The organism is Streptomyces sp. NPDC004111, assembly GCF_042874215.1.
Lineage (GTDB): Bacteria > Actinomycetota > Actinomycetes > Streptomycetales > Streptomycetaceae > Streptomyces.
Genome location: NZ_JBIAMU010000007.1, coordinates 136,413 through 160,286 on the forward strand (window position 1 = coordinate 136,413; position 23,874 = coordinate 160,286).

The 23,874-nt window shown below is 71.9% G+C and carries 23 protein-coding genes; 17 read left to right on the plus strand and 6 right to left on the minus strand.

Annotated elements, in window-relative coordinates; genetic code table 11:
• Nucleotides 1-168: 168 nt before the first annotated feature.
• Nucleotides 169-396 (plus strand): hypothetical protein, encoded by a 228-nt coding sequence (locus ACFYVL_RS16120; RefSeq protein WP_389245041.1) that lies wholly within the window; start codon nucleotides 169-171, stop codon nucleotides 394-396.
• 154 nt (nucleotides 397-550) lie between these two features.
• On the plus strand, nucleotides 551-1,234 hold the full coding sequence (locus tag ACFYVL_RS16125) for an HU family DNA-binding protein (protein ID WP_389245043.1): 684 nt from the start codon (nucleotides 551-553) through the stop codon (nucleotides 1,232-1,234).
• A gap of 305 nt (nucleotides 1,235-1,539) precedes the next feature.
• On the opposite strand, the gene ACFYVL_RS16130 is transcribed toward ACFYVL_RS16125, so the two are convergent.
• Entirely contained in the window at nucleotides 1,540-1,743 is a 204-nt protein-coding gene (locus ACFYVL_RS16130; RefSeq protein ID WP_389245044.1) for a hypothetical protein, read from the minus strand.
• Between the two features lie 34 nt (nucleotides 1,744-1,777).
• Nucleotides 1,778-2,407 (minus strand): 2-phospho-L-lactate guanylyltransferase, encoded by a 630-nt coding sequence (gene cofC / locus ACFYVL_RS16135; RefSeq protein ID WP_389245390.1) that lies wholly within the window; start codon nucleotides 2,405-2,407, stop codon nucleotides 1,778-1,780.
• A gap of 257 nt (nucleotides 2,408-2,664) precedes the next feature.
• Here cofC and ACFYVL_RS16140 point away from each other — a divergent pair, with 257 nt between their 5' ends.
• The 3 genes from ACFYVL_RS16140 to ACFYVL_RS16150 are packed head-to-tail and all read left to right on the plus strand — an operon-like array spanning nucleotide 2,665 to nucleotide 5,656.
• Entirely contained in the window at nucleotides 2,665-3,444 is a 780-nt protein-coding gene (locus ACFYVL_RS16140) for a lysophospholipid acyltransferase family protein (RefSeq protein WP_389245046.1), read from the plus strand.
• Nucleotides 3,441-4,439 (plus strand): NAD(P)H-dependent glycerol-3-phosphate dehydrogenase, encoded by a 999-nt coding sequence (locus ACFYVL_RS16145; RefSeq protein ID WP_389245048.1) that lies wholly within the window; start codon nucleotides 3,441-3,443, stop codon nucleotides 4,437-4,439. The genes ACFYVL_RS16140 and ACFYVL_RS16145 overlap by 4 nt, the downstream gene beginning before the upstream one ends.
• 59 nt (nucleotides 4,440-4,498) lie before the next feature.
• Entirely contained in the window at nucleotides 4,499-5,656 is a 1,158-nt protein-coding gene (locus ACFYVL_RS16150; protein ID WP_389245050.1) for a D-alanine--D-alanine ligase family protein, read from the plus strand.
• Nucleotides 5,657-5,726: 70 nt separating this feature from the next.
• On the opposite strand, the gene ACFYVL_RS16155 is transcribed toward ACFYVL_RS16150, so the two are convergent.
• The gene (locus ACFYVL_RS16155; protein ID WP_389245052.1) at nucleotides 5,727-6,224 is read right to left on the minus strand and encodes a DUF3515 domain-containing protein; all 498 of its coding nucleotides are present in this window, start codon (nucleotides 6,222-6,224) and stop codon (nucleotides 5,727-5,729) included.
• Nucleotides 6,225-6,244: 20 nt separating this feature from the next.
• The gene (locus tag ACFYVL_RS16160) at nucleotides 6,245-6,478 is read right to left on the minus strand and encodes an Lrp/AsnC ligand binding domain-containing protein (RefSeq protein ID WP_189825812.1); all 234 of its coding nucleotides are present in this window, start codon (nucleotides 6,476-6,478) and stop codon (nucleotides 6,245-6,247) included.
• A gap of 220 nt (nucleotides 6,479-6,698) precedes the next feature.
• Between ACFYVL_RS16160 and ACFYVL_RS16165 the strand changes: the two genes are divergently transcribed.
• Nucleotides 6,699-7,661: a thiamine-phosphate kinase gene (locus tag ACFYVL_RS16165; protein WP_389245054.1), complete on the plus strand. Its 963-nt coding sequence runs from the start codon at nucleotides 6,699-6,701 to the stop codon at nucleotides 7,659-7,661.
• Between the two features lie 148 nt (nucleotides 7,662-7,809).
• The gene (gene thiD, locus ACFYVL_RS16170) at nucleotides 7,810-8,640 is read left to right on the plus strand and encodes a bifunctional hydroxymethylpyrimidine kinase/phosphomethylpyrimidine kinase (RefSeq protein ID WP_389245056.1); all 831 of its coding nucleotides are present in this window, start codon (nucleotides 7,810-7,812) and stop codon (nucleotides 8,638-8,640) included.
• A gap of 86 nt (nucleotides 8,641-8,726) precedes the next feature.
• Here the strand turns inward: thiD and ACFYVL_RS16175 are convergent, their stop codons facing one another.
• Together ACFYVL_RS16175 and ACFYVL_RS16180 are read right to left on the minus strand one after the other, a co-directional pair.
• Nucleotides 8,727-9,959, minus strand: coding sequence for an FAD-dependent monooxygenase (locus ACFYVL_RS16175; protein ID WP_389245058.1), 1,233 nt, complete (start codon nucleotides 9,957-9,959; stop codon nucleotides 8,727-8,729).
• Between the two features lie 79 nt (nucleotides 9,960-10,038).
• Nucleotides 10,039-11,688 (minus strand): DAK2 domain-containing protein, encoded by a 1,650-nt coding sequence (locus ACFYVL_RS16180; RefSeq protein WP_389245060.1) that lies wholly within the window; start codon nucleotides 11,686-11,688, stop codon nucleotides 10,039-10,041.
• A 245-nt stretch (nucleotides 11,689-11,933) separates the two neighbouring features.
• Between ACFYVL_RS16180 and rpmB the strand changes: the two genes are divergently transcribed.
• The 10 genes from rpmB (at nucleotide 11,934) to mutM (ending at nucleotide 23,841) form a co-directional block, all read left to right on the plus strand.
• Nucleotides 11,934-12,119, plus strand: a complete 186-nt coding sequence (gene rpmB, locus ACFYVL_RS16185; protein ID WP_003957616.1) for a 50S ribosomal protein L28 — start codon at nucleotides 11,934-11,936, stop codon at nucleotides 12,117-12,119.
• Nucleotides 12,120-12,258: 139 nt separating this feature from the next.
• The gene (locus ACFYVL_RS16190) at nucleotides 12,259-15,384 is read left to right on the plus strand and encodes an ATP-binding protein (protein WP_389245062.1); all 3,126 of its coding nucleotides are present in this window, start codon (nucleotides 12,259-12,261) and stop codon (nucleotides 15,382-15,384) included.
• Nucleotides 15,385-15,479: 95 nt separating this feature from the next.
• Nucleotides 15,480-18,710: a helicase-related protein gene (locus tag ACFYVL_RS16195; protein ID WP_389245064.1), complete on the plus strand. Its 3,231-nt coding sequence runs from the start codon at nucleotides 15,480-15,482 to the stop codon at nucleotides 18,708-18,710.
• A gap of 66 nt (nucleotides 18,711-18,776) precedes the next feature.
• Entirely contained in the window at nucleotides 18,777-19,361 is a 585-nt protein-coding gene (gene rsmD, locus ACFYVL_RS16200; RefSeq protein WP_389245066.1) for a 16S rRNA (guanine(966)-N(2))-methyltransferase RsmD, read from the plus strand.
• A gap of 26 nt (nucleotides 19,362-19,387) precedes the next feature.
• The gene (gene coaD / locus ACFYVL_RS16205) at nucleotides 19,388-19,888 is read left to right on the plus strand and encodes a pantetheine-phosphate adenylyltransferase (protein WP_389245068.1); all 501 of its coding nucleotides are present in this window, start codon (nucleotides 19,388-19,390) and stop codon (nucleotides 19,886-19,888) included.
• A gap of 90 nt (nucleotides 19,889-19,978) precedes the next feature.
• Nucleotides 19,979-21,052 carry a cell division initiation protein gene (locus tag ACFYVL_RS16210; RefSeq protein WP_389245070.1) on the plus strand — a complete coding sequence of 358 codons (1,074 nt, stop codon included), beginning with the start codon at nucleotides 19,979-19,981 and terminating at the stop codon, nucleotides 21,050-21,052.
• Nucleotides 21,053-21,235: 183 nt separating this feature from the next.
• Entirely contained in the window at nucleotides 21,236-21,874 is a 639-nt protein-coding gene (locus ACFYVL_RS16215) for a YceD family protein (RefSeq protein WP_389245392.1), read from the plus strand.
• 2 nt (nucleotides 21,875-21,876) lie between these two features.
• On the plus strand, nucleotides 21,877-22,050 hold the full coding sequence (gene rpmF, locus ACFYVL_RS16220; protein ID WP_003965982.1) for a 50S ribosomal protein L32: 174 nt from the start codon (nucleotides 21,877-21,879) through the stop codon (nucleotides 22,048-22,050).
• Nucleotides 22,051-22,069: 19 nt separating this feature from the next.
• Nucleotides 22,070-22,882, plus strand: coding sequence for a ribonuclease III (gene rnc / locus ACFYVL_RS16225; protein ID WP_389245071.1), 813 nt, complete (start codon nucleotides 22,070-22,072; stop codon nucleotides 22,880-22,882).
• Nucleotides 22,883-22,983: 101 nt separating this feature from the next.
• A complete protein-coding gene (gene mutM / locus ACFYVL_RS16230; protein WP_389245073.1) occupies nucleotides 22,984-23,841 on the plus strand; it encodes a bifunctional DNA-formamidopyrimidine glycosylase/DNA-(apurinic or apyrimidinic site) lyase in 858 nt (285 codons plus the stop codon).
• Nucleotides 23,842-23,874: the final 33 nt, after the last annotated feature.

Below are 23,874 nucleotides of genomic sequence, written 5' to 3' on the forward strand. Positions count from 1 at the left end.
GCCATTCGTGGCAGGGGGCGCCGAACTGTGTTCCGGGACTCAACTGCGCTTGTGAGTGCGGGAGTTGGGAAGTGGGGTTGAAGTGGCTCCTGGGGCTGATGGAGCCTGGAATTCCGTTAGTTGCCCCCGGCGGAGGCGACAACTCGCCCCAGATGGCACAATCGGTGCATGGAACGTGACAGCCAACTCAAGCTCTACGGGGCAGTCGCGGACCAACTGAAAGAAGCACACACACGGGTGCGTGCACTGCAAGTCCCGGAGGGCGTACGGATGGCGCTGTCCAGGAAGCTGCTGGTCATCACGGCTGCGGCGAAACACGATCTCGCCGGTGCGGCTAGACGTCTCAACAGGTTGATGAAGGACCTCGACGAGGGCCGATTCCCTGAAGGCGACTAGGGCTTCGGAACTCCCGCAAGGACTCCCACAAGGCCTACTTCGTTGCGGCACTAGGGTGATTAGCCCGTTTCGTGTTTGATTTGCGGTATATATCTGCCTAACGTGCGAATAAGTCCGGACATTTCGTTCCGGCAATGTCTCCGAAGGGGAAGACGTGAACAAGGCCCAGCTCGTAGAAGCGATTGCCGACAAGGTCGGCGGCCGTCAGCAGGCCGCTGACGCCGTGGACGCCGTCCTGGACGCCGTTGTCCGCGCCGTCGTCGCCGGTGACCGCGTCTCGGTCACCGGTTTCGGCTCGTTCGAGAAGGTCGACCGTCCGGCCCGCTACGCCCGCAACCCGCAGACGGGTGAGCGCGTTCGGGTCAAGAAGACCTCCGTGCCGCGCTTCCGTGCGGGCCAGGGCTTCAAGGACCTGGTGGCCGGCTCGAAGAAGCTCCCGAAGAACGACGTCGCCGTGAAGAAGGCCCCCAAGGGCAGCCTCTCGGGCGGTTCTTCCACCCGTACGACCGCCAAGGCCGCGGCGAAGAAGGCCACCGCCAAGAAGGCGACCGCGACGAAGAAGGCCACCGCCGCGAAGAAGACCACCACCACGGCGGCGGCGAAGAAGACCACGGCGAAGAAGGCCGCCACCACGGCCAAGAAGACCACCGCGACCGCCAAGAAGGCGACCGCGACGGCGAAGAAGGCCGCTCCGGCGAAGAAGGCCGCCACGACGGCCAAGAAGGCCACGGCCAAGAAGACCGCTCCGGCGAAGAAGGCCACCGCCAAGAAGGCGCCCGCCAAGAAGACCACGGCGCGCAAGACCACCGCGAAGAAGACCACCGCGAAGAAGAAGTAATTTCGCGGCTGGGGTACTCACACGCCGGGCCGGGCTTCCTTCGGGGAGCCCGGCCCGCGGTGTGTCCGGGGGGTGGGGGCTGCTTTGGTGCGGGGGTACGGGGTGGGGGCGTCCGGGGGTGGGTGGTGCGGGTCCGCCGGGGTGGGCCGGTGGCGGGTGTTCGGCTCCGCCGGGGGCCGCCCCCTTGCCCGCCCGTTCCGCCCCCGGGGGGCGGCCCCGCCGCCCAAGGGGGCTCGGGCGGGGCGGCACCGCCGCCCAAGGGGGCGGGGGTGGGGCGGTGTCGCCCAAGGGGGCGGCGCGGGGGCTCAGAAGGTCTGGAGGGTGATCAGGGTGATGTGGGGGGTGGGGGTTTCGGGGGTGGTTTCGATGCGGACCCGTTGGCCCGGACGGAGCAGGCGGAGGCCGCCCGCGTCGAAGGCCGCGGCGTCGAAGGGCACCGGGGTGCCGTCGTCGAGCAGCACGCTGCCGCTGCGGGTCTCGGGGTCGTATGTGTACGCGGTCGCCTGCATGGCCGCAGCGTACCCAAGGGCCGGAGGGCGGCCCTCAGGACTGTGCCCGCTCCGCGAAGGCCGGGGACAGGGCCTCGGTGTGCCGGCCCACTCCCAGGGCGAACGCGGCGCGCAGGTCGTCGCCGGTGTCCACGTCCTGGCGGACCGAATCGACCAATTCGAGCAGCAGTTCCTCGGCGCCCGAAATGATGTGCCGGATACGGGAGGGTCCCCCGAACGTGGGCCGCAATTCCACTTCTGGCGCAGCGGAAAGGAATGTAGTTCCGATTCCGGCGGCGTCCGTCAGAAATGCGCGCGGGAATTCCGACGCACGGATCAGCACCCGGCGCAATTCGGCGGTGCGCAGGGCGGGCAGATCGGCGTTCAGCGCGGCGACGGCGGCGTCCGGCCGCAGCGCCCGCACCGACCGCACCCCGTGCGCGAGCGCGGCGTTGAGACCCGCCGCGGGGGAGTCGGGCACGACGCGCGCCCCCAGCGCGGCCAGCGCCGCGCCCGCCACCGCGTCGTCCGTGACGACCACCACATCCCGGACCTCCGGAGCGGCCAGCGCGGCGGCCACGGTGTCCTGCGCGAAGGCCAGGGCGAGCGGGGGGCGGAGCGCGTCCCCGGCAGCGGGCGCGAGCCTGCTTTTCGCCCGTGCCAAGGGCTTCAGCGGGACGACCAGGGACCAGGAGAGGGTCCGGGGCGGGTTCGTGGCGGGCCTCCGTCCGGGCGGGCGAGCGGGCTGCTCCGTACCGTGATCGGTGGCGGAACGGGGCCCATTGTCGCCCGAGGCGCCGGTAACCAGGAGGCCCGGCCCCCGGGCCGGGGCGTACGGTGTTCTCGACAGACAAGGGACCCGGGGCGACACTTGTCCGCCTGACCGGGCGCACAGGTGCACACGGGGTGCAGTGGCCAGGGTCCTAGAGGAAGGTGTCCCGAGTGTCCCGCCGCAGAATCGGCTTCTGGTACCGCCTGGCCGCGGTCATCGCCAAACCCCCGCTGCTGGTTCTGTTCAAGCGGGACTGGCGCGGAATGGAGCACATTCCGGCGGAGGGCGGGTTCATCACCGCCGTGAACCACAACTCGTACGTGGATCCGCTGTCCTACGCGCACTGGCAGTACAACACCGGCCGGGTGCCGCGCTTCCTGGCCAAGGCGGGGCTCTTCAAGACCCCGTTCGTCGGCATGATGCTGCGCGGGACCGGCCAGATCCCGGTCTACCGCGAGACCACCGACGCCATGAACGCCTTCCGGGCCGCCATCGACGCCATCGAGCGCGGCGAGTGCGTCGCCTTCTACCCCGAGGGCACCCTCACCCGCGACCCCGACATGTGGCCGATGGCCGGCAAGACCGGCGCCGCCCGGGTCGCGCTGGAGACCAGGGTGCCGGTCGTCCCGGTCGCGCAGTGGGGCGCCAACCTGGCCATGCCCCCGTACGCCAAGGGCAAGAAGACGCACTTCTTCCCGCGCAAGACCCTCCAGGTGATGGCCGGACCGCCGGTCGACCTGGCGCGGTTCTACGACAAGGAACCGACGCCGGACGTGCTGCGCGAGGCGACCGAGGCCATCATGGCCGCGATCACCGAACTGCTCGCGGAGGTACGGCAGGAGTCGGCCCCCGCCGAGGTGTACGACCACCGCAAGGCACGGGCCGAGCAGCGGCGCAGGGCCGCCGAGGTCCGGGCGCGCAAGGGCGATTCCGGGGAGAACGAGAAGTGACAAGGGTCGCCGTCTACGGAAATGGCTCCTGGGGCACCGCCTTCGCCATGGTGCTCGCCGACGCGGGCTGCGACGTGGCCCTGTGGGGCCGCAACGCCGCCCGCGCCGAGGTCGTCAACGCCACCCGCACCAACCCGGAGTACCTGCCGGGGGTCGAGCTCCCCGCGGGCATCACCGCCACCGCGGACGCCGCCGAGGCCGCCGAGGGCGCCGACTTCGCGGTGCTGTGCGTGCCCTCGCAGACGCTGCGCGAGAACCTGACCGGCTGGAAGGACCTGCTGCCCGCCGACTCCGTCGTGGTCTCGCTGATGAAGGGCGTCGAACTCGGCACCGCCAAGCGGATGAGCGAGGTCATCGCCGAGGTCGCCAAGGTCCCCGAGGAGCGCGTCGCCGTGCTCAGCGGGCCCAACCTGTCCAAGGAGATCGCCGCCCGGCACCCCGCCGCCGCGGTGGTCGCCTGCCGCGACGAGGAGGCGGCCGTACGGTTCCAGGCGGCCTGCCACACCCCGTACTTCCGCCCGTACACCACCGCCGACGTCGTCGGCGTGGAACTCGGCGGCGCGGTCAAGAACGTCATCGCGCTGGCCGTCGGCATCACCAACGGCATGGGCCTGGGCGACAACACCAAGGCCTCGCTGATCACCCGCGGCCTCGCCGAGACCACCCGGCTCGGCCTGGCGATGGGTGCCGACGCGCACACCTTCGCCGGTCTCGCGGGGATGGGCGACCTGGTCGCCACCTGCTCCTCGCCGCTGTCCCGCAACAACACCTTCGGCATGAACCTGGGCCGCGGCATGACGCTCCAGGAGGCCGTCGCCGCAACCAAGCAGACCGCCGAGGGCGTCAAGTCCTGCGAGTCCGTACTGGACCTGGCGAAGCGGCACGGGGTGGAGATGCCGATCACCGAGACCGTGGTGAGCATCGTCCACGAGGGCAAGCCGCCGCTGGTCGCGGTCAAGGAACTGATGTCGCGCAGCGCCAAGCCGGAACGCTGAATTCCGGCGGCTCGGTTGCCTAGGGTGCCGTAGGGCACCTCGGGTACCCTCAAGCCGATATGAGCAGCGAGAACCTCCCCCAGAGCCCTGACCAGGAGCCCCGCAAGCCGCGCGTGGCAGTCGTCTTCGGCGGTCGCAGTTCCGAACACGGCATCTCGATCGTCACGGCCGGGGCCATCATGCAGGCCATCGACCGCGAGAAGTACGACGTCCTCCCGATCGGCATCACCACGGACGGGCGCTGGGTGCTGACCGCCGACGCGCCGGAACGCATGGCGATCACCGATCGCAAGGTGCCCGACATGGAGCAGCTCACGGAGTCCGCGGCGGGCAGCGTGGTGCTCTCCGCGGACCCGGCCAGCCGCGAGGTCGTCTACAGCGAGCCCGGCTCCGTGCCCAAGGCGCTCGGCGAGGTCGACGTCGTCTTCCCGATGCTGCACGGCCCCTACGGCGAGGACGGCACCCTCCAGGGCCTGCTGGAGCTCTCCGGCGTCCCGTACGTCGGCTCGGGCGTGCTCGCCTCGGCCGTCGGCCAGGACAAGGAGTACATGAAGCGGGTCTTCGTCTCCTTCGGCCTGCCGGTCGGCCCCTACGAGGTGATCCGCCCGCGCGAGTGGGCGGCCGACCCGTCCGCCGCCCGCAAACGGATCGTCGACTTCGCCGGCGAGCACGGCTGGCCGCTCTTCGTGAAGCCCGCCCGCGGCGGCTCCTCGATGGGCATCACCAAGGTCAACGACCTCGCGGGGCTGGACGACGCCATCGCCGAGGCGCAGCGCCACGACCCCAAGGTGCTCGTGGAGTCGCTGCTCACCGGGCGCGAGATCGAGTGCGGGGTGCTGGAGTTCGAGGACGGCCCGCGCGCCAGCGTGCCCGCCGAGATCCCGCCGGTCTCCGCGCACGACTTCTACGACTTCGAGGCCAAGTACATCGACTCGGCGGCCGGCATCGTGCCCGCGCCGCTGACCGACGCGCAGACGGCCGAGCTCCAGCGGCTCGCGGTTGCGGCGTTCGACGCGGCGTCCTGCGAGGGCCTGGTCCGGGCGGACTTCTTCCTCCAGGACAACGGCGAGTTCGTCATCAACGAGATCAACACGATGCCGGGCTTCACCCCGATCTCGATGTACCCGCGGATGTGGCAGGAGAGCGGCGTGCCCTACGCGGAGCTGGTCGACCGGCTCATCCAGGCGGCGCTGCGGCGCTCGACCGGGCTGCGCTAGCACCGGAACCCGGTGCCGGACGGTCCCGCGAGGGGCCGCCGGCGCCGGGAGCAGGGGGGGAGGGGCCCGGTCAGAACTTCGGGTCCTCCAGGGACTTCGGGATGTTCTTCGCGACCGGCTTCGCGAACTCGACGAGGATGCCCGCGTCCGCGTGGTACGAGGCGGGCACCAGCAGTTCCAGGTAGGCCTCGCGGTACATCGTGATGAAGCGCAGCCCGTCCTCGCCCCGGTCGTCGACCACCCAGCTGACGCCGTTCACCTCGACGCCGTTGGCCTTCGGGTCGCCCACCTCGGCGGGCCGGTCGATCCCGCAGCGCAGTACGATCGCCGGGTCGCCCCAGCCCGCCGTCAACGGGGACTCGGGCGACAGCTCGGTACGTCCGACGTTCTCGATGACCTTCTCCGGAAGCTCCTTGTGGAGCGCCTCGCAGTACTTCGCGACCTCCGCCGACGGCGTGGGAACCGCCGACGAGGCGGTGACGTCGGTGGGAGAACAGGCGACGGCCGCCGACAGCAGGAGCGCCGCGGCGGCCGATGTCCGGAAGAGCCGGTGGTACGAAGAAGTCACCCGGCCAGGGTAAACGGGGGTTACAGGTGGACGACCGGGCAGGTCAGAGTGCGGGTGATGCCGTCCACCTGCTGGATCTTGGCGACCACCATGCGACCGAGTTCGTCCACCGTGTCCGACTGGGCACGGACGATGACGTCGTAGGGTCCGGTGACGTCCTCGGCCTGGATGACTCCCGTTATTTTGCCGATCAGGTCGGCGACGGTCGAAGCCTTGCCGACTTCGGTCTGGATGAGGATGTATGCCTGTACCACGGAACCTCCAAGGCGGCCACGAGGATCATGTGGGGTGGGGGAAAGAGACGCCACCGTATCGCGTCGTCGCGGGCGGTGGGGAGACTTGCGCGGCCGGTGACGCAGGGGCTGGTGCGCAGGAGAAGTCGTACGGCGAAGAGAAGTTGACGTACGTGTTGACGGTACCTACAGCAGTGTCGGCTCGCGACCGCAAGCGCACTGGGGCAGAAGGGGCACACATATGAAGGGCACCGTGGGCGAGCTGGGGGAGTTCGGCCTCATCGAGAGACTGACCTCCCGGCTCACCTCCACCCCGGCCGTACGGCTCGGGCCCGGCGACGACGCGGCGGTCGTGTCCGCACCGGACCGGCGGGTCGTCGCCAGCACGGATGTCCTCCTGGAGGGCAGGCACTTCAGGCGCGACTGGTCGACCGCCTACGACGTGGGCCGCAAGGCCGCCGCGCAGAACCTCGCCGACATCGCGGCCATGGGCGCGGTGCCCACGGCCCTGCTGCTCGGTCTCGTCGTCCCCGCTGAGCTCCCGGCCACCTGGCCGACCGAGCTGATGGACGGGCTGCGCGACGAGTGCCAGGTCGCCGGGGCGGCGGTGGTCGGCGGCGACGTGGTGCGCGGCGACACCATCACGGTCGCGATCACCGCGCTCGGCGACCTGCGCAACCACGACCCGGTGGTGCGCTCCGGCGCCCGGCCCGGCGACGTGGTCGCGGTCACCGGCTGGCTCGGCTGGTCGGCGGCCGGGCACGCGGTGCTCTCCCGCGGCTTCCGCTCGCCGCGGGCCTTCGTCGAGGCGCACCGCAGGCCGGAGCCGCCGTACCACGCGGGTCCCGCGGCGGCCGGGCTCGGCGCGACCGCGATGACCGACGTCAGCGACGGCCTGGTGGCCGACCTCGGGCACATCGCGGAGGCCAGCAAGGTCCGTATCGACCTGCGGTCCGGGCTGATCGACATCCCCACGCAGATGTCGGACATCGGGCAGGCCGTCGGCGTCGACCCGCTCCAGTGGGTGCTCACCGGGGGCGAGGACCACGCGATCGTGGCGACGTTCCCGCCGGACGTGAAGCTGCCGGCCCGCTGGAAGGTGATCGGCGAGGTGCTCAACCCGTCCGCGCTGCCTCAGGTGACGGTCGACGGCGCGCCGTGGACCAGCAAGGGCTGGGACCACTTCGGCGACATCGAGGACTGACGGCACCGCGGACCGACGACACCGAGGCCCGACGGCATCGAGGCCCGACGGCACCGAGGACCGAGCGGACCTGCCGGCCGCCGCCGGAATCCGGGGCGGCGGCCGGGAACCGGGGGACGGCGGCCGGGGTCGCGTTACATTCGCTGTTATGCGAATACCTCCTGCCGTGCTCCCTTGTGTCCTGACCGTCGCCGGATCCGACTCCGGCGGCGGTGCGGGGATCCAGGCCGACCTGAAGACGATGCTGGCGCTGGGCGTGCACGGGATGAGCGTGCTCACCGCCGTCACCGCCCAGAACTCCCTGGGCGTGCAGGGGGTTTGGGACCTGCCGGTGGAGGCGGTGCGGGCCCAGTACCGCAGCGTGGTCGACGACATCGGCGTCCAGGCGGTCAAGACCGGGATGCTCTCGTCGGCCGGCCTGGTCGAGGAGGTCGCCGACCTGCTGGCCGCCACCGACGCCCCGGTGGTCGTGGACCCGGTGGGCGTCTCCAAGCACGGGGATCCGCTGCTCGCCGCCTCCGCGGTGGAGTCGGTGCGCAAGTGCCTGCTGCCGACCGCCACCGTGGCCACCCCCAACCTCGACGAGGTGGCCCAACTCACCGGCGTGCGCGTGGAGTCGGAGCAGGACATGCGGCGGGCCGCGGACGCGCTGCTGGCGTGCGGGACGCGCTGGGTGCTCATCAAGGGCGGCCATCTCCCGGGCGAGGCCGTGGACCTGCTCACCGACGGCTCGGCGGAGCACTGGCTGCGGGCCCCGCGCCTCGACAACCGGCACACCCACGGCACCGGCTGCACCCTCGCCTCCGCCATCGCCTCCGGTCTGGCCAAGGGCCTGGACGTGCCGCAGGCGGTGCACGCGGCGAAGGAGTACGTGACGGAGGCCATCGCGGCCGGGTTCGCGCTCGGCGCGGGCATCGGGCCGGTCGACCACGGGTGGCGGCTGCGGGAACCGGCGCGGGCGGGGGACCAGCGGGGCTGACCCGTGGGACCCGGCCCGTGGGACCCGGCCCGGGGGACCCGGCCCGGGGGAGGGGCCGGCCCCGGCCGGGGAGCGGGGACCGGGGATCAGCGGGGGTAGCTCTTCAGCTCGATGGCGGTGGCCGCCCGCTCCGTCAGCCGCTTGAAGAAGCCGGCCAGCAGCCGCGAGCCGAGCATCCGGTACGCGCGGTCGCGCCGCCGGATCCCCCGCTCGGAGGAGGGGGCGAAGAACGGGCCCGCGTTCCCCGCGATCCGCTGGCAGCCCTTCACGAAGTCCCCGACCTCCGCCTCGTACGCGGCGAACGCCGTGCGGTGGTCGCCGCGCGCCGCGGCCAGTTCCCCGGCCAGCACGTACGCGGCGACGATCGCGGCACCCGTGCCCATGCCGCCCATGGTCGCCCCGTACCCGGCGTCGCCGAGCAGGACGACGCGGCCCCGGGAGAGCCGGTCGACGTGGACCTGGGCGATGGAGTCGAAGTACAGCTCGTCCGCGTCCTCCAGGGCCGCCAGCAGCGCCGGGGTGTGCCAGCCGAGACCGGCGTACCGCTCGCGCAGGATCGCCTTCTGGTCCGTGTGCGCGGGATCGTGCCGGTCGTAGGCCAGCTCCTCGGAGGCGAAGACCAGGAAGGCGCCCGCGCGGTCGGGGTCGCCGTCGTAGTTGCCGAGCCCCGCCATCCGGTCCGGCTCGCAGTACAGGTGCGCGGTCCGGTTCAGCCCCAGGAGGTTGGGGGCGTCGAACCCGGCGACGTAGAAGCCCAGGTGGCGCAGGAAACGCGACTCGTCGCCGAACACGAGCCGCCGGGTCGGCGAGTGCAGCCCGTCCGCGCCGACGACCAGGTCGAACCGGGCGGGCGGGGCGTGCTCGAAGGTCACCTCGACGTGGGTGGGCGAGTCGCCGAGGGTCCTGATCGAGTCGCCGAAGAGGTACGTGACGTTCGGCAGGTCCCGGGTGCGCTCGTACATGATCGCGGAGAGCTCGCCGCGGAAGATCTCCACGTCGCCGCTCATAAAGGCGGCGGGGAGGTCGACGCGGGGGCTGCCGTCGGCGTTGACGACGGTCTGCGTGCCCATCCGGGTCTGCCGCCGGTGGATCTCGTCCCAGATGCCCATGTCGGTGAGGACGGTGCGGTGCACGTGGCCGCGGAAGTCGACGGCGAAGCCGCCCTCGCGCAGGGCCGGGGCCTTCTCGACGACGGTGACCCGCGCGCCGTACCGGGCGAGCTGGAGGGCCACGGCCGGCCCGGCGACACTGGCGCCGGAGACGAGCACGTGGAGGTGGGAGAGGGCCTGGGTGGCGGCGTCCGCCTGCTGGGTGGTCATGGGCGGCAGCGTGCGGGCACCGGCTTACCGCCCGCTTACCGGGCGCTGACGGCCGGTGAGCGGCGCGGCCGGGGGCGGGCTACTCGATGCCGATGAGCAGCGGGGCGGACTGCCGGCCGCCGTGGTACGTCAGGGTGTCCACCGCCAGGTGGTGCTCCCGTACGTGCGCCTCCAGCGCCTCCGCGAGACCCTCCGGCGTCCCGTCGCCGAGCACCAGCGTCACCAGCTCGCCGCCCGCCGACAGCATCCGGTCCAGCACGGTGCGCGCCGTCGCTGCCACCTCCGTACCGATGACCGCCACGTCGCCGTCGATCAGCCCGAGGACGTCCCCGGCCTGGCAGACGCCCGCCATCGTCCACGACTGCCGCTCCGCGACGGCCAGTTCCGCGTAGCGGGTGGCGCCGGCCGCCGACGTCATGGCGACCACGTCCTCGTCGAAGCGCCGGTCCGGCTCGTGCACGGCGAGCGCCGCGATGCCCTGCACCGCGGACCGGGTCGGGATCAGCGCGACCCGTACGCCCTCGGTGCGCACCTGCTGGGCAGCGGCGGCGGCGGTGTGCCGCAGGTCCGCGTCGTTGGGCAGCAGCACCACCTCGCGCGCGTGCGCCCGCCGGATCGCGTCCACCAGTTCGCCGCTCGCGGGCGGCTCCCCGGGCCTGGCCAGCACCGTGGTCGCGCCCGCCTCCGTGCACAGGGTCATCAGGCCCTCGCCCGGGACCACCGCGACGACCGCCCGCTGCGCGCGCTCGCGCGGCGGGGCGAGCCGGTCGGCCCCGAAGTGCGTGATCCGGATGCGGTACGGTCGGCCCGCCTCGACGCCCGCCTCCACGGCGGCACCCGCGTCGTCGACATGGACGTGCACGTTCCACAGCCCGTCGCCGCCGACCACCACCAGCGAGTCGCCGAGCCCGTCGAGCCTGCCGCGCAGCCGGTCCACCGCCGCGTCGTCCGCCTCCAGGAGGTAGATCACCTCGAAGGCGGGGCCGCCCTCGTCCGCGTGGTCGGCCGAGCAGTCGTCGACCAGGACGCCGTGCGGCGCGTGCGCCCGCACCGCCACCGCCTCCCCGGTCAGCGCCTCGACCAGCGCCCCCAGCACCGTGACCAGGCCCCGGCCGCCCGCGTCGACCACCCCGGCCCGGCCCAGCGCGTCCAGCTGCCCGGTGGTCGCGGTGAGCGCCTTGCGGGCGCCGTCGTACGCGGCACGGGCCACGGCGGCGGCCGTGGCCCGCGCACCGGTGCCAGGAGCTTCGGCGGCGGCCGCTTCCGCCGCCGCCGTCGCCACCGTCAGCACCGTACCCTCCACGGGGTGGGCGACCGCCCGGTACGCCGAGGTCGCGGCCGTGTCCAGGGCGCGGCGCAGGTCCTCGCCGTCCGCGCTGCCGCGCTGCGACAGCTCCTCCGACATCCCGCGCAGCAGCTGGGAGAGGATCGTCCCGGAGTTGCCCCGGGCCCCTATCAGCGCGCCGTGCGCCATCGCCCGTACCGCGTCGGACAGCACGGGGGCGGACGCCGTGGGACCGGTCACCGTCTCGTGCGCGGCGAAGACCGCCTCCAGCGCCTGGGCCGCCGACTCCATCGTCAGGAAGAGATTGGTGCCGGTGTCCCCGTCCGCGACCGGATAGACGTTGATCGCGTCGATCTCCTCGCGCTCCGCGCCCAGCGCCTCCAGGGCCAGCGAGCACCAGGTGCGTACCGCGACGGCGTCGAGATCGTCGGGGGACTGCGGCACCTGGGCCTCCTCCTTGAGCAGCGGGAACGGTTCGCAGACTAGCTTCCGGAGGGGAGCCGCCGGGAGAAGGGGCCGGGGCGGGCGCCCTCCGAGCCGTGGTAGTTTCGTTGTACGAGAGCAGTCGTTGTATGCTGCTCCGGTTGCCCGATGAAAATCGGGACATTCCCCCGGCTACGCCACAAGATCTTCGGATCCCCGGCATGCCGGAATTCACTGTAAGTGCATCTGAAGTCTTTGGAGTGACCGTGGCTGCCAACTGCGACGTCTGCGGCAAGGGGCCGGGCTTCGGCAACAACATTTCGCACTCGCACCGCCGTACCTCGCGTCGTTGGAACCCCAACATCCAGCGCGTGCGTGCAGTGGTCGGTCGGACGCCGAAGCGGCTTAACGTCTGCACCTCGTGCATCAAGGCCGGCAAGGTCTCGCGCTGACGTCTAGATAGCGCGGCCACCTCGCTGGTTGCTTGAAGAACCGGTCCACCCTCGGGTGGGCCGGTTTTTTCTTGCCCCGGGCCCGCTCGTCCCGCCCCCTGCCCTGCCCGGATCCCGCGCGGGACAGCACAATCGGCGGGTGCGCTTCGGACTGCTGGGCCCCGTGGAGATCCGTACCGACGACGGCCGTGCCCTCGACCCCGGCGGGGAACGGCCGCGGGCCCTGCTCGCCCTGCTCGCACTGGACGCGGGCCGCGCGGTCGCCACGGACCGGCTCAAGGAGGGGCTGTACGGCGACGCACCGCCGGCCCGCGCCACGAACGCCCTCCAGTCGCAGGTCTCCCGGCTGCGCGGACGGCTCGGCGGCACGGGCACGACGATCGCGTCGCTGCCCGCCGGATACCGGCTCGACGCCGACCCGGACAGCGTGGACGTGCACCGCTTCACCGCGCTGGCCGCCGAGGGGCGCCGGGCGCTGCGCGCGGGTGAGTGCGGGCGGGCCGCCCTGCTGCTGCGGGAGGCGCTCGGACTGTGGCGGGGGCCCGCGCTCGCGGACCTGGCCCGGCTGCCGTTCGCGCGGGCACAGGCGGTGCGGCTCGAAGGGGAGCGGCTGGACGTCCGGGAGGACCTGGCCGAGGCACGGCTGGGGCTGCCCGAGGGGTCGGACGGGGCCGTCGGGGCGGAAGGTGCGCTGGTGGCGGATAGTGCCGAGGTGGGGCGCGGTGCGCTGGTGGGGGAGCTGCGCGAGCTGCTCGCCGTACACCCCCTGCGGGAGAGGCCGTACGGGCTGCTGATGAGGGCGCTGCGCGCGGCGGGGCGGCCCGCGGAGGCGCTCGCCGTGTACGAGGACGCCCGGCGGGTGCTCGGCGACGAACTGGGCACGGACCCCTCGCCCGAGCTGGCCGCCCTGCACCTGGAACTGCTGCACCCGGAGCGTCCCGCGTCCCCGCGCCCGGTGCCCGCCGGGATCACCAGTTTCGTCGGGCGCACGAAGGAGCTGTCGCACCTCGCGAAGCTGCTCGGCGGCACCCGGCTGGTGACCCTCACCGGACCCGGCGGCGCGGGCAAGACCCGGCTCGCCGTCGAGACGGCCGCGCGCTGGGCGGGCGAGGTCTGTTACGTCGAGCTCGCCCAGGTCCCGGACGCCACCGGGCTGCCGTACGCCGTGCTGGCGGCCCTCGGGGTGCGCGAGAGCGGGTTCCGGGAACGGCCGGGCGCAGCGGACGCCGTCCAGCGGCTGCTGTCCGCGCTCGCCGCCCACGAGGAGCGCGGGCTGCTGCTCCTGCTGGACAACTGCGAGCACCTGGTCGAAGGCGCGGCCGGGCTGGCCGCACTCCTCCTGGCCGGCTGTCCGGGCCTGCGGATCCTGACGACGAGCCGCGAGGGCCTGGGCATCACGGGAGAGACGCTGGTCACGGTCGCATTGCTCGGCGAACCGGAGGCGGTGCGGCTCTTCCTGGACCGGGCGGGTGCGGTGCGGCCGGGGTTCTCCGTCGGAGCGGGGGCCGGAGCGGGTGACGGTGCCCATGCCGGAGCCGGTGACGGCGGGCACGCGCGCGTGGCGCGGATCTGTGCCGCCCTGGACGGACTGCCGCTCGCCGTCGAACTGGCCGCTGCCCGGCTGCGTACCCTCACCCTCGACGAGATCGCGGACCGGCTCGACGACCGGTTCCGGCTGCTGTCGCGCGGCGACCGTACGAAGGAGGCCAGGCACCGCACCCTGCGCGCGGTGGTCGAGTGGAGCTGGGAGCTGCTCGACGAGGCGGAACGGGAGCTGGCCCGGCGGCTGACCGTGTTCGCCGGGGGTGCGACGCGGGACGCCGTCGAGCGGGTGTGCGGGGCCGACGACGCGGAGGGCCTGCTCGCCTCGCTGGTCGAGAAGTCCTTCGTGCAGGCCGTGGACGGGCGCTACCGGATGCTGGAGACGATCCGCGCGTTCTGCGCGGGGCGGCTGGGCGGCGAGGAGCCGGAGTTCAGGGCCGCCCACGCGGCGTACTTCCTGGAGCTGGCCGAGACCGCGGACCCGGGGCTGCGCGGCGGCGGGCAACTGCACTGGCTGGCACGCCTCGACGCCGAGTACGCCAATCTGCTGGCCGCCGTGCGCGGCGCGGACACGGCCACCGCGCTGCGGCTGCTGGCCTGTCTGACCTGGTACGCGCCGGTGCGCGGCAGGGCCGGTGAACTGGCCGGGGTCGCAGGCGAGGTGCTGGCGGCGGTCGGCGAGGAGCCGCCGGAGGGGCTCGTCGAGGAGTACACGCTGTGCCTGCTGACCGTGGCGGGACACCGCGGCGGGAAGCGCGAGAAGGAGGCGGTGACCGCCCGCGTCGACGCCCTGATGGAGGACCTCGCGGGACGTCTGCGCAGACCGCACGCGCTCTCGCTGTGGGCGCTCGCCTCGGGGCCCCGGGTGGGCACGGGGGCGACCAGGCAGACGGAGGCGGCGTACCTGGGCAGGGACCCGTGGGCGGTCGCGCTGCTGCGGATGGGCCGCGCCCACCAGGAGCTGTTCGCGGGGCGTCCGGGGCCGGCGGAGGAGGTGTTCGGGGCCTCGCTGGCCGGATTCCGGGAGGCCGGGGACCGGTGGGGCATCGCCAACGCCCTCGACGCGCTGGCCGTCCTGGCCCACTGGCGCGGCGACAGTGCGCGGGCGCTGGCCCTGCTCGACGAGGCCCTGCACCTGGTGACGGAGCTCGGCGCCCCGGAGGAGACGGCCGACATGCTGCTGCGCAAGGGCACGGTCCTGCTGCACGCGGGCCGGCCGGAGGAGGCAGTGGCCCTGTTCACCAGGTCGGCGGAGCTGGCACGGAGCATCGGCGTGCCGGACAAGACGACGGGGGCGCTGCGCGGCCTGGGCGACGCGGCACGCCTCGCGGGGGACACCACCCGCGCGCGTGGCCACTACGAGGCGGCGCTCGAAGGGTGCAACGCGACCTGGTTCAGCGTGGGCGAGGCCCTGCGGGTCTTCCTCGGACTCGGCCGTACGGCCTGGGCGGAAGGGGCGGCCGAGGACGCGGAGGAGTGGTTCGACCGCGCGGCCGAACTGGCCGAGGAACAGCCCGGACGCCTGGTCCTCGCGGAAGTGGCGGAGGCCCGCGCGGAGGCCGCCCCGGGGGAGCGCGCGGCGGAACTGCTCGGGGAGGCGGAGCGGCTGCGGGGGGCGGCGCTGCACGGCGACCTGGACGTCGCACGGGCCCGCAGGGCGGCCGAGGCCGCACTCCCGCCGACGACGTACGAAGCGGCGTACGCCCGCGGCCTGCACGGATGACGGCGGGGTCCGTGAGGCCATGGGGGGCCGCCACCGGCTCGCTGCCGGGCCGGGTACGCACCGTATCGGCCGGACTGTCAGACCCATGGTGTCCAATGGATCTCGTGCCCTCGCTCGACGAACCACTCAAGAAGACACTCGGCGGCACCACCGCGAAGGTGATGGCCGAGCACCTCGACCTGCACACGGTCGGCGACCTGCTGCACCACTACCCACGGCGGTACGCGGAGCGCGGCGAGCTGACCCAGCTCGCCGACCTTCCGCTCGACGAGCACGCCACCGTGGTCGCCCAGGTCGCCGACGCCCGCGTCCTGCGCTTCAACAACGGCAAGGGCCAGCGGCTCGAAGTGACCCTCACCGACGGCAGCGGACGCCTCCAGCTGGTCTTCTTCGGCAAGGCGATCTACCACCACCAGAAGGAACTGCTGCCGGGCCGCAAGGGCATGTTCTCCGGCAAGGTCGGTGTCTTCCGCAACATCCGCCAGCTCTCCCACCCGGCGTACGAAATGCTCGGCAAGGACGCCGGCGCGGACGCCGTCGAGGCCTGGGCCAACCAGCTCATCCCGCTCTACCCGGCCTGCGCCCAGATGGAGAGCTGGAAGATCGCCAAGACCGTCGACCTGGTCCTCGCGTCCATGGAGGCGACCGGCTGGTCGGAGGTCGTCGACCCGCTGCCCCCCGCACTCCGCGAGGGCCGGGGGCTCGTCCCGCTCCCCGACGCCTTCCGCAAGATCCACCGGCCGCGCACGAAGGCGGAGATCGCCGACGCCCGCGACCGCCTCAAGTGGGACGAGGCCTTCGTCCTCCAAGTCGCCCTGGCCCGGCGCAGGTTCGCCGACACCCAGCTCCCCGCGGTCGCCCGCAGACCGTCCCCCGGCGGCCTCCTCGACGCCTTCGACGCCAAGCTCCCCTTCACCCTCACCGAGGGCCAGCAGAAGGTCTCCAAGGAGATCTTCGACGACCTGGCCACCGAGCACCCGATGCACCGCCTCCTCCAGGGGGAAGTCGGTTCGGGGAAGGCCCAGCCGCTCGACTCCCTGGTGCTGACGCCCAGTGGATTCCGGCGTATGGGAGACATGGCGGTAGGACAGTCTGTGGTGGTGCCCACCGGCGACATCGCTGTGGTCGACGGTGTGTATCCGCAAGGGGAGCGGGACGTATGGCGTCTCGTGCTGTCGGACGGCAGTTCCGTGGAGTGCGACGACGAACACCTGTGGACCGTGGCGACGAGTTGCGCCTGGCACCGGGGAGATTCGCCCAAGGTCATGACGACGCGCGAGATCCGCAAGGACACGTTCAAAGCGAACGGTTCATCGAAGTGGTACCTGCCGTGTGCGGTACCGGTGGATCTGGAGGACGGACAGGAACTCCCCCTCGATCCGTACCTGCTGGGAGTGCTCCTGGGGGACGGTTCGTTCCGTCACAACCTGCGCCTCTCCACTGCGGATGACGAGATCCGGGACGCTGTGGAGCGCATGGTCGCTCCCGGTTGCGAATTGGTGCCGGTGCCGGGTTCTCGTTGCGACCACACGCTGCGCATGACGGAGGAGCGGGGCGGAACCCGTCGGAATCCGGTTATCCAGGCGGTGCGGGAGCTGGGCTTGTGGGGGGCCTCCTCACACCACAAGTTCATTCCCGACATGTACTTGAACGCATCTGTCAAAGACCGCGTGGCGATGCTTCAAGGGCTGATGGACACCGACGGCACGTTGCAGGCCAACGGCCTGAACATGTCGTTTTGCTCTGTCTCGAAGCGGCTCGCGAATGATGTCGCCTGGATGGTTCGTTCCCTGGGAGGCCGGGCGCGTGTTCTCCCGAAGAGGGAAGCCTTCAACGTTTCGGTGGCGCTGCCCGAGGAGTTTCCGCCCTTCCGGCTGACACGGAAGCTCAGCAGGATGCGCCCCCGCCCGAAGTACAACACTTTCCGGCGTGGGATCCGGGCCGTTGAGTACGTCGGCAGGAAGCCGGTCCAGTGCATCAGCGTGAATCACCCCAGCCACAGCTACATCACGGACAACTTCACCGTCACTCACAACACGATGGTGGCGCTGCGGGCCATGCTCGCCGTGGTGGACGCGGGCGGGCAGGCGGCCATGCTGGCGCCCACCGAGGTGCTCGCCCAGCAGCACCACCGGTCCGTCGTCGAGATGATGGGGGAGCTGGCCGAGGGCGGCATGCTCGGCGGGTCCGCGCTCGGCACGAAGGTGGTGCTGCTCACCGGGTCGATGGGGATGCCCGCCCGGCGGCAGGCGCTGCTCGACCTGGTGACCGGGGAGGCCGGCCTGGTCATCGGCACGCACGCGCTGATCGAGGACAAGGTGCAGTTCCACGACCTGGGGCTGGTCGTGGTGGACGAGCAGCACCGCTTCGGCGTGGAGCAGCGGGACGCCCTGCGGTCCAAGGGCAAGCAGCCCCCGCACCTGCTGGTGATGACCGCGACACCCATCCCGCGCACCGTCGCCATGACCGTCTTCGGCGACCTGGAGACCTCCGTCCTGGACCAGCTCCCGGCCGGCCGCTCGCCCATCGTCACCCATGTCGTGCCGGCCAAGGACAAGCCCCACTTCCTGGCCCGCGCCTGGGAGCGGGTGCGGGAGGAGGTGGAGAACGGGCACCAGGCGTACGTCGTGTGCCCGCGCATCGGGGACGGCGAGGACGAGCCGAAGAAGAAGTCCAAGAAGGCGGCACAGGAGGCCGAGGACCCCGAGAAGCGGCCCCCGCTCGCCGTCCTGGAGATCGCCGACCAACTGCGCGCGGGCGCGCTGGGCGGGCTGCGCGTGGAGGTGCTGCACGGGCGGATGCAGCCCGAGGACAAGGACGACGTGATGCGCCGGTTCGCCGCCGGCGAGGTCGACGTCCTGGTCGCCACCACCGTCATCGAGGTCGGTGTGAACGTCCCCAACGCCACCGCCATGGTGATCATGGACGCCGACCGGTTCGGCGTCTCCCAGCTGCACCAGCTGCGCGGCCGGGTCGGCCGCGGCTCGGCCCCCGGCCTGTGCCTGCTGGTCAGCGAGATGCACGAGGCGAGCCCCGCCCGCGCCCGGCTGTCCGCCGTCGCCGCCACCCTGGACGGCTTCGAACTCTCCCGCATCGACCTCGAACAGCGCCGCGAGGGCGACGTGCTCGGCCAGGCCCAGTCCGGCGTCCGCTCCTCGCTGCGCGTCCTCGCGGTCATCGACGACGAGGAGGTCATCGCCGCTGCCCGGGAGGAGGCCGTGGCGATCGTCGCCGAGGACCCGGACCTGGAGCACCTGCCCGAGCTGCGCACGGCACTGGACGCCCTGCTCGACAAGGACCGGGAGGAGTACCTCGACAAGGGGTGAGCCGCCCGTACGCCATATCGTGGAGCGCGAGAACCCCGCCGGACCAGCAGAGGAACCCAGGAACCCATGACCCGCGTGATCGCAGGCACCGCCGGCGGACGTCGACTCGCCGTTCCCCCGGGGAACGGCACCCGCCCCACCTCCGACCGTGCGCGCGAGGGGCTCTTCTCCACCTGGGAGGCGCTGCGGGGCACCCTCGAAGGGGTGCGGATCGCTGATCTGTACGCGGGTTCCGGGGCCGTCGGGCTCGAAGCGCTCTCGCGGGGCGGGGTGCACGCACTGCTCGTCGAGGCGGAGCAGAAGGCCGTCCGGACGATCCGGGACAACGTACGCGTCCTGGGGCTGCCCGGCGCCGAGGTACGGGCCGCGAAGGCGGAGCAGGTCGTCACCGGGCCGGCCCCGGCGGAGCCGTACGACATCGTCTTCCTGGACCCGCCGTACGCGGTCACGGACGACGATCTTGGGGAGATTCTCCTCACACTCCACGCCCAGGGGTGGCTCGCGGAGGACGCGATCGTCACCGTGGAACGCAGCACCAGGGGCGGAGAATTCAACTGGCCCAAGGGATTCGAGCCGCTGCGGGCCCGTCGCTACGGCGAGGGAACGCTTTGGTACGGTCGCGCCGCCTCGTCGTGCGAAGACGCACGATGACCGGACCGGAGAGCGAGGGACCACAGATGCGCCGAGCAGTCTGTCCCGGGTCGTTCGACCCCATCACCAACGGACATCTCGACATCATCGGCCGAGCCTCCAGGCTGTACGACGTGGTGCACGTCGCGGTGATGATCAACCAGTCGAAGCAGGGTCTGTTCACCGTGGACGAGCGGATGGAACTCATCCGCGCCGCCACCGCCGACTACGGGAACATCGTGGTGGAGTCGCACCACGGCCTCTTGGTCGACTTCTGCAAGGACCGCGACATCCCCGCGATCGTCAAGGGCCTCCGCGCGGTGAGCGACTTCGACTACGAGCTGCAGATGGCCCAGATGAACAACGGCCTCTCGGGCGTCGAGACCCTGTTCATACCGACCAATCCCACCTACAGCTTCCTCTCCTCCAGCCTGGTCAAGGAGGTCGCCGCCTGGGGCGGCGACGTCGCGCACCTGCTGCCGGAGCACGTCCACGCGGCACTCTCCGCCCGCCTCGCGGAGCGCAAGTCCGGGACCCAGGGCAACTGACGTTCCGTCACCCGGTGTCGGGCGGGAGCCGACTGGCCGTACAGTCGTCCCGTCCGTCTCCAAACCAGGCCGAGAGAGTGGCGACACACGGTGGACGTGCAGAAGAAGCTCGATGAGATCGTCGAGGCGATCGGCAGTGCCCGGTCCATGCCCATGTCGGCCTCGTGCGTGGTCAACCGCGCCGACCTGCTCGACATGCTGCAGGAGCTCCGCGAGGCACTGCCCGGCTCGCTGGCCCAGGCGCAGGAGCTGATCGGCGGGCGCGAGCAGATGGTCGAGCAGGCCCGCGAGGAGGCCGCCCGGATCATCGAGTCCGCCCAGGCCCAGCGCGGCGACCTGATCTCCGACACCGAGGTCGCCCGCCGCTCCCAGGCCGAGGCCGACCGCATCCTCGCGGAGGCCCGCCAGGAGGCCGAGGAGGTCCGCGCCGAGGCCGACGAGTATGTCGACTCCAAGCTGGCCAACTTCGAGGTCGTCCTCACCAAGACCATCGGCTCGGTGGGCCGTGGCCGCGAGAAGCTGCTCGGCCGGGGCCCCGGCCTCGACGAGCAGGGGTACGCCGACGACGACGCCCCCGAGTACAGCGCCGACCCCTCCACCCTGCTGCACCGCGCCGACGAGTACGTCGACACCAAGCTGGGCGCCTTCGAGGCGGTCCTCGCCAAGACGCTCGAAGCGGTCGGCAAGGGCCGGCAGAAGCTGCACGGCCGGATCGCCTCCGACGACCTCGGCGTGCACATGGCCGAGCAGGACGGGCTGGACCACTCCCAGCTGCGCGGCAGCGACGCCGACTTCCTGGCCGACCTGGCCGAGCCGCAGCAGCCCGCCCCCGCCGCCACCCCGCTGCACGCCCCGGAGCCCCCGCGGGTCCAGCCGCACGTCCCGGCCCAGCAGCCCTACGACCCGTACGCGGCGTCCTACCAGCAGCCCCAGGACGCCTACGCGGCCTCGTACCAGCAGCCGGACCCCTACGGCTACCAGCAGGACCCCTACGCGGCCGGCTACCCGCAGCAGGGCTACGACCAGTACGGCCAGCCCGTGCAGCAGCCGCAGCAGGCCCAGCAGCACCACCAGCCGCAGCAGGGCGCACTCGACGAGACCAGCATGTTCGACACGAGCATGATCAACCTCGACCAGCTGCGCGAGTACGAGCAGGGGCGCTAGTGCCCCCGCCGGGGCCCGGCCGCGGGTGCCCGGGGACCGGATTGGGCCCTGGGCCGAGCGTCAAGTATCCTGGCTCTTCGTCGTGGGCCACGCCTGCGATGTCGGCTGCCCGATCCGCCATCGATTTCGTCGAGCGACGCCACGGCAGCCCGTCTCCACAGCAATCCGAAAGCAGGAAGTCCCCTGAGTACGCACCTCGACCACCGCAACCCCCTCGTGTTCGACACACACGAGCTGGGCCGGCGTCCCGGTGCCCTTCAGCGGCTGACCCGCTCCGCGGAGGCCCCCAAGGACTTCGGTGTCGAAGGGGTCATCGGCGTACCGGAAGGTGCGCCCCTGGAGATCAGGCTCCGCCTCGAATCCGTCATGGAAGGGGTGCTTGTCACAGGCACCGTCCGTGCCGCGGCCGAGGGGGAGTGCGTAAGGTGTCTGGAGCCGGTGCGACTCGACGTCGCGGCGGACTTCCAGGAGATGTTCTCGTACCCTGACGCCGACGACCGGGGCCGTGCAAAAGCGGAACCGGGCGACGACGCCGAGGACGACGAGGACACGCTTTATCTTGAGGACGGCTTGTTCGACCTCGAACCGGTGCTGCGTGACGCGGTAGTGCTCGCACTGCCGATGCAGCCGGTGTGCCGGGAGGACTGTGCAGGTCTGTGCTCGCAGTGCGGGATCAGCCTGAACGACGAACCCGACCACCACCATGACGCCGTCGACATCCGTTGGGCGGCACTGCAGGGACTCGTCGAGACCGGCCAGGTCGGCGAGAAGGACAACGTGAACGACGCTGCAACTGGCGTCGACGAGAAGCAGGAGAAGTAGCCGTGGCTGTTCCGAAGCGGAAGATGTCGCGCAGCAACACGCGCCACCGCCGGTCGCAGTGGAAGGCTGCGGTCCCCACCCTGGTGTCGTGCGAGCGCTGCCAGGAGCCGAAGCTCCAGCACATTGCGTGCCCGAGCTGCGGCACGTACAACAAGCGCCAGGTCCTCGAGGTCTGAGCGGCTGGTGAGAGGCACCATGTCTGAGTCACACAAGACGGACAATGCCTCGTCCCACACGCTTCTGGAAGGGCGGCTCGGGTATCACCTCGAGTCCGCCCTTCTGGTGCGTGCGCTGACCCATCGTTCGTTCGCGTACGAGAACGGCGGTCTGCCCACCAACGAGCGGCTCGAATTCCTCGGGGATTCGGTGCTCGGCCTGGTGGTCACGGACACGCTGTACCGGACCCACCCCGACCTCCCGGAAGGCCAGCTGGCCAAGCTCCGGGCCGCGGTGGTCAACTCTCGTGCGCTCGCGGAGGTGGGCCGCGGCCTCGACCTCGGCTCCTTCATCCGGCTCGGCCGGGGCGAAGAGGGCACGGGCGGCCGGGACAAGGCATCGATTCTCGCCGACACCCTGGAAGCGGTGATCGGTGCGGTCTATCTCGACCAGGGTCTGGACGCCGCTTCCGAGCTGGTGCACCGGCTCTTCGATCCGCTGATCGAGAAGTCGTCCAGCCTCGGTGCCGGCCTGGACTGGAAGACCAGTCTCCAGGAGCTCACCGCGTCCGAGGGCCTCGGGGTTCCCGAGTACCTCGTCACGGAGACGGGCCCGGACCACGAGAAGACCTTCACTGCTGCCGCCCGCGTCGGTGGTGTCTCGTACGGCACCGGCACCGGCCGCAGCAAGAAGGAAGCGGAACAGCAGGCGGCGGAGTCCGCGTGGCGCGCGATCAGCGCGGCCGCGGCGGAGCGGGAAGCGGCGGCGAAGGCCGGCGTGGACGCTCCGGCCGTCGACCCCACGGACGCCCCGGCGCCCGGGACCGGCGACAGCACGTCGCCGGTGGTCTGACCGCCGCAGTACCGTACGACCGTCCGGCCCCGCCGCCGCCCCCACGGGTGGCGGCGGGGCCGGACGCATACCCGCACCCCGCCCCGTAAAGGACCGTCGAGTTGCCCGAGCTGCCCGAAGTGGAAGTCGTACGCCGCGGACTGGAGCGGTGGGTCACCGGCCGTAGCGTCGCCGAGGTGGAGGTGCTGCACCCGCGGGCGGTCCGCCGCCACCTCGCGGGCGGGCCCGACTTCGCCGCCCGGCTGCTGGGGCACCGCATCGGTGCGGCCATGCGGCGCGGCAAGTACCTGTGGCTGCCGCTGGAGGACGCCCCGCTGGCCGTGCTCGGCCACCTCGGCATGAGCGGTCAGCTGCTGGTCCAGCCCGAGGAGGCCGCGGACGAGAAGCACCTGCGGGTGCGGGTGCGCTTCGCCGACGTGCTCGGCACCGAACTGCGCTTCGTCGACCAGCGCACCTTCGGCGGCCTCTCGCTGCACGAGACCACCCCCGACGGTCTGCCGGACGTCATCGGGCACATCGCCCGCGACCCCCTCGACGAGGCGTTCGACGACGCCGCGTTCCACACCGCCCTGCGGTTGCGGCGCACCACCGTCAAACGGGCCCTGCTCGACCAGTCGCTGATCAGCGGCGTCGGCAACATCTACGCGGACGAGGCGCTGTGGCGTTCGCGACTGCACTACGACCGGCCGACCGCCACCATGACCAGGCCCCGCTCGGCCGAACTGCTCGGCCACGTGCGGGACGTGATGAACGCGGCCCTGGCCGTCGGCGGCACCAGCTTCGACAGCCTGTATGTGAACGTGAACGGCGAGTCCGGGTACTTCGACCGCTCGCTCGACGCGTACGGCCGCGAGGGCGAGCCGTGCCGCCGGTGCGGCACCCTGATGCGCCGCCGCCCGTGGATGAACCGCTCCAGCTACTTCTGTCCGAAATGCCAGCGGCCGCCGCGGCCCCAGTAGGCCGGCGGCGGCCGGTGAGCGGTGTTCCGGGCG

What these genes read in the sequence shown, in the direction of transcription:
- ACFYVL_RS16120 (WP_389245041.1), top strand. Translation starts at nt 169, where the DNA reads ATGGAACGTGACAGCCAACTCAAGCTCTACGGGGCAGTCGCGGACCAA.
- ACFYVL_RS16130 (WP_389245044.1), bottom strand. Translation starts at nt 1,743, where the DNA reads ATGCAGGCGACCGCGTACACATACGACCCCGAGACCCGCAGCGGCAGC.
- ACFYVL_RS16150 (WP_389245050.1), top strand. Translation starts at nt 4,499, where the DNA reads ATGAGCAGCGAGAACCTCCCCCAGAGCCCTGACCAGGAGCCCCGCAAG.
- ACFYVL_RS16165 (WP_389245054.1), top strand. Translation starts at nt 6,699, where the DNA reads ATGAAGGGCACCGTGGGCGAGCTGGGGGAGTTCGGCCTCATCGAGAGA.
- thiD (WP_389245056.1), top strand. Translation starts at nt 7,810, where the DNA reads ATGCGAATACCTCCTGCCGTGCTCCCTTGTGTCCTGACCGTCGCCGGA.
- ACFYVL_RS16175 (WP_389245058.1), bottom strand. Translation starts at nt 9,959, where the DNA reads ATGACCACCCAGCAGGCGGACGCCGCCACCCAGGCCCTCTCCCACCTC.
- ACFYVL_RS16195 (WP_389245064.1), top strand. Translation starts at nt 15,480, where the DNA reads ATGGATCTCGTGCCCTCGCTCGACGAACCACTCAAGAAGACACTCGGC.
- rsmD (WP_389245066.1), top strand. Translation starts at nt 18,777, where the DNA reads ATGACCCGCGTGATCGCAGGCACCGCCGGCGGACGTCGACTCGCCGTT.
- coaD (WP_389245068.1), top strand. Translation starts at nt 19,388, where the DNA reads ATGCGCCGAGCAGTCTGTCCCGGGTCGTTCGACCCCATCACCAACGGA.
- rnc (WP_389245071.1), top strand. Translation starts at nt 22,070, where the DNA reads ATGTCTGAGTCACACAAGACGGACAATGCCTCGTCCCACACGCTTCTG.